Raw genomic sequence first — 4,004 nt, 5'->3', positions numbered from 1 at the left:
AGAAGCGCTATTGGGGATGCCACTTTTGGGGCCGCGGGTACTTTTCAACCACCAACGGTGTCATTACCGAAGACCTTGTACTTCAGTACCTGGAAAACCACATCGAACATCCTACCGGCACCAGCCGGTAGTGGTTGAGTTATGAGAAGGCCATTTCAATGGGGTTGAGATCGGGTGAGTACGGCGGCAGGTAAAGGAACCAACATCCGACGTCCCGCAAGGCTTCTGCGGCCGCCTTATTGTAATGGGCGGCAAGCTTGTCGCAAATGACGACAGTGCCCGGCTGCAGATCCGGGGCAAGGACATCACGAACGTAGAGTTCAAAGGCTGCACCATCCCTCGCACCCTTATAGCACGTCTCGGAAAACCTGAATCACTTAACGCTGCCTGAAATCAAAGATTTCAACGCGTCAAGCGATGCACCCTGTCCCAGCTATTCCCAGATGTGCTTTAATGACCCATGGCGCGATCAGGTGTCCTGCGTCAGGCCTGCGATGAACGTCTGAGTGCCCCATGCTCCAAACGGTGCATCCATTTCCAGACGGTTTCCGCATAGACTGCGCCCACGTAGTCGGGTCAAATTGGTCTTCACGGAAGTTTCGTCAATGAAGACAAGCCGTTCCGGATAGGTTTGCATGGTCGCAATACGGGGCCTGAACCAGTCTCGACGACGCTGCCTTACACCAGCGCGGAGCCGTTCGGTGGCCACCAGTGATTTTTTTTGTACGTGTAACCGAGTGTGCGCAGGAACCGGCCGATAGATGCAGGATGCGCGACAACATCCGTGGCGGCCTTTAACACCCCGGCCAGTTCCGGCAATGTGATGTCACCATCCTGCGCGACCAGCTCCTCAAGAAACCCACGGTGACGCGCGAGTTTGCCGTTCCCTTTTGGCCGTCCCTGGACATCCGGCGTGGCATCCCCGCGCTCACGGATCCGCCGAAGCCAGCGAACGCCGGTGGCCGCCGAAAGTTTTAGAGCGCGTCGCGCCAAATCGAATTCACCGGCCGGCCCGAACGCATTCGATTGCGCGAACGCTGCCTCGGTCCGGGTGATGAATGCTCGAATCCGATCAAGCGCGACGCGCTATAAGCGTGCGGCTGACGCACGACCACTCAACCCTTCCTCAACGTATTCTTGAAACCGCGCCCGAAGTGCCATTGGTAAAGCTGCTGCCATGATCCATCTCCCCAATCGGAGTGAATCACAAAACTGAACTCAAAGGAATTCTATCGATTCAATAGTCAGGCTCGACGCTTTAGCTTCACGCACGCCCGACGGCGTCATAGGCCTCGAACCCGGCCCGTTTGGCATCTTTTGCGGAATATATATTGCGCAGATCGGCCATCCGGGGCGCGGCCATCTTCTTGGCTATCCTGGCAAGATCCAGCGCCCTGAATTCGTTCCATTCGGTCAGGATCACCAGCAGATCGGCGTTGTTCACCGCCTTGTAAGGATCGTCCATCCAGTTGACACCCGGCAGCAGCGCCTCGCCCTCGCGTTGGCCCTGCGGATCGACCACGCGCACCTTGGCACCCGAGCCCACCAGCGCCGGGACCACAGTCAGTGCGGCTGCCGCGCGCATATCGTCGGTATTGGGTTTGAATGTGACACCCAGAACCGCGATGATTTTGCCGTTGAAATTGCCGTCGCAAAGGTCGCGCAGCTTTTCGATCATCCTGAGCTTGATGGCCTCATTCACCCGGATCACGGTTTCGACGATATTTTGCGGCACCGCGTGTTCCTGGCCGATCCGCGCCAGCGCCGTGGTATCCTTGGGAAAGCACGAGCCACCATAGCCGGGGCCTGCATGCAGGAATTTGTTGCCGATGCGGCCATCCAGCCCCATGCCACGGCTCACCTCCTTGACATCGGCACCGACGCGTTCGCAGAGCGCCGCGATTTCATTGATGAAGGTGATCTTGGTCGCCAGATATGCATTGGCGGCGTATTTGATCATCTCGGCGCTTTCCAGATTGGTGGCGACGATGGGAAAATCGCGCAGGTAAAGCGGGCGGTAGATCTCCTTCATCACCGCGCCGGCGCGCTTGTTCTGAACACCGATAATCACCCGGTCGGGTTTCATGAAATCGTCAATCGCGGCGCCTTCGCGCAGAAATTCGGGGTTCGAGGCGACGTCGAATTTCGCATCAGGCACCGCTTTCAGGATGGCCTGCTTGACCTTGCGGTTGGTGCCCACGGGCACGGTGGATTTGGTGACGATGACGGCATAGCCGGTAAGCGCTTTTGCAACCTCCTGCGCGGCGGCCATCACATAGGTCAGATCGGCATGGCCATCACCGCGCCGTGTGGGGGTGCCGACGGCGATGAAAACCGCTTCGGCCCCGTCAACGGCCCCGGCCAGATCGGTGGTGAAGGAAAGCCGCCCGGCCTTAACGTTCTTGACCATAAGCTGTTCCAGCCCCGGCTCATAGATCGGAACCTCGCCCGCCTCCAGCCGCGCGATCTTGGCCGGATCCTTGTCGACGCAAATCACGTCATGGCCGAAATCGGAAAAACAGACACCCGAGACCAGGCCGACATAGCCCGTTCCAATCATAGCGATACGCATCTTGTGACTGCCCTTTTGCCCTTTTCGGGAATCCTAGCATCGTGGGGCCACGAAAACGAGCGCTCAAACGCCGTAATAGCTGCGATACCAGTCCACAAACCGCGCCACGCCGTCGGTCATCTGCGTTTCGGGACGATACCCGGTCAAGCGTTGCAACAATCTGGTATCGGCCCAGGTGGCAGGAACATCGCCGGGCTGCATCTCCATGAAGTTCTTTTCAGCGGTCTGGCCCAGGGCGGCTTCAACGGCTTCGATGAAATCCATCAGCGGCACGGGCTCGGAATTGCCGATATTGACGATGCGAAACGGCGCGACGGGGGACAGGCTATCACCCTCGGGACTATCCTCGGGCGTCGCGGGACGGGCAGGGGGCACGTCGATCAGCCGGATAATCCCGTCGACCAGATCGCCGACATAGGTGAAATCGCGGCGCATCTGCCCATGGTTGTAGATGTCGATGGGCTGGCCTTCGAGGATCGCCTTGGTGAACTTGAAAAGCGCCATGTCAGGGCGCCCCCAGGGGCCATAGACCGTGAAGAAACGGAACATGGTCGTGGGCAGGTCATAGAGATGCGCATAGCTATGCGCCATCGCCTCATTCGCCTTCTTGGTGGCCGCATAGAAGGACATCTGGTAATCGGTCTTTTGCGTCTCTGCATAAGGCATTTCGACATTTGCGCCATAGACCGAACTGGTCGAGGCCAGAAGCATATGGGCGGGCGGATGTGCGCGGGCGGCTTCGAGCAGACGGAAGGTGCCGATAAGATTCGCTTCAACATAGCTTTCCGGGTTTTCGATCGAGTAACGCACGCCGGCCTGTGCCGCGAGGTGGATCACCGCCTGCGGTTTGTGGATGACAAAAAGCGCCTCCAGCACGCCGGGGGCCTCGATCCGGGCTGTTTCGGTGCGAAACAACGGTGATTGCAGCAACATGGCCTGGCGGCGTTCCTTCAGCGAAACGTCATAATAATCGGTAAGCGCGTCAATACCGATAACCTGCCAGCCATCCGCCAACAGTTGCTGGCAGAGATGGTATCCAATGAAGCCGGAAGATCCGGTAACGAGCGCGCGGCGCGGGGCAGGGGGCATGATGGCTCCTCTTGCTGGGGCTGACGCCACAGCCTTAGCAGGACCACTTCAGCCCTCCAATCCCGCTTCAGACGAAGACGAACATATCGGTATCGAACTGACTGAGGGTGATGTTCTCGAACCGGATCGTGGTGCCATTGTCGTTGAGCAGGACATCGTTGCCATCCTGGGTGAGGGCCGCGATCAGGGCATTGGCACTGGCATAGCCTGAGTTTGCGATCTCGACGGTATCCCAGGCCTCCATATCGGCAATTGTTTGCGTGCCGCCATCGTTGGTGTCAAAGACGAAGAAATCAGCGCCGATGCCGCCAAAGAGGATATTATCTCCGGATCCGCCACTCAG

The 4,004-nt window shown here is 58.4% G+C and carries 4 protein-coding genes and 2 pseudogenes; 1 reads left to right on the top strand and 5 read right to left on the bottom strand.

Annotation, left to right across the window (positions count from 1 at the left end):
- The coding region (locus ACW8PS_RS09225) for a transposase (protein ID WP_491527075.1) at positions 1 to 131 on the top strand (131 nt) is incomplete at its 5' end.
- 8 nt (positions 132 to 139) lie between these two features.
- Here ACW8PS_RS09225 and ACW8PS_RS09220 read toward each other — a convergent pair.
- The 5 genes and pseudogenes from ACW8PS_RS09220 to ACW8PS_RS09200 all read right to left on the bottom strand — a co-directional run.
- Positions 140 to 340, bottom strand: a pseudogene (locus ACW8PS_RS09220) (transposase); the annotation flags it as partial.
- A gap of 338 nt (positions 341 to 678) precedes the next feature.
- A complete protein-coding gene (locus ACW8PS_RS09215) occupies positions 679 to 993 on the bottom strand; it encodes a hypothetical protein (protein ID WP_491527074.1) in 315 nt (104 codons plus the stop codon).
- A 271-nt stretch (positions 994 to 1,264) separates the two neighbouring features.
- Positions 1,265 to 2,572, bottom strand: coding sequence for a UDP-glucose dehydrogenase family protein (locus ACW8PS_RS09210; protein WP_491527073.1), 1,308 nt, complete (start codon positions 2,570 to 2,572; stop codon positions 1,265 to 1,267).
- 63 nt (positions 2,573 to 2,635) lie between these two features.
- Positions 2,636 to 3,661, bottom strand: a complete 1,026-nt coding sequence (locus ACW8PS_RS09205; RefSeq protein ID WP_491527072.1) for an NAD-dependent epimerase/dehydratase family protein — start codon at positions 3,659 to 3,661, stop codon at positions 2,636 to 2,638.
- A gap of 67 nt (positions 3,662 to 3,728) precedes the next feature.
- Positions 3,729 to 4,004 (bottom strand): annotated as a pseudogene (locus ACW8PS_RS09200) (hypothetical protein); the annotation flags it as partial.

It is taken from the genome of Alterinioella sp. (assembly GCF_058343375.1).
This window is presented reverse-complemented; position numbering and strand designations above follow the sequence as displayed.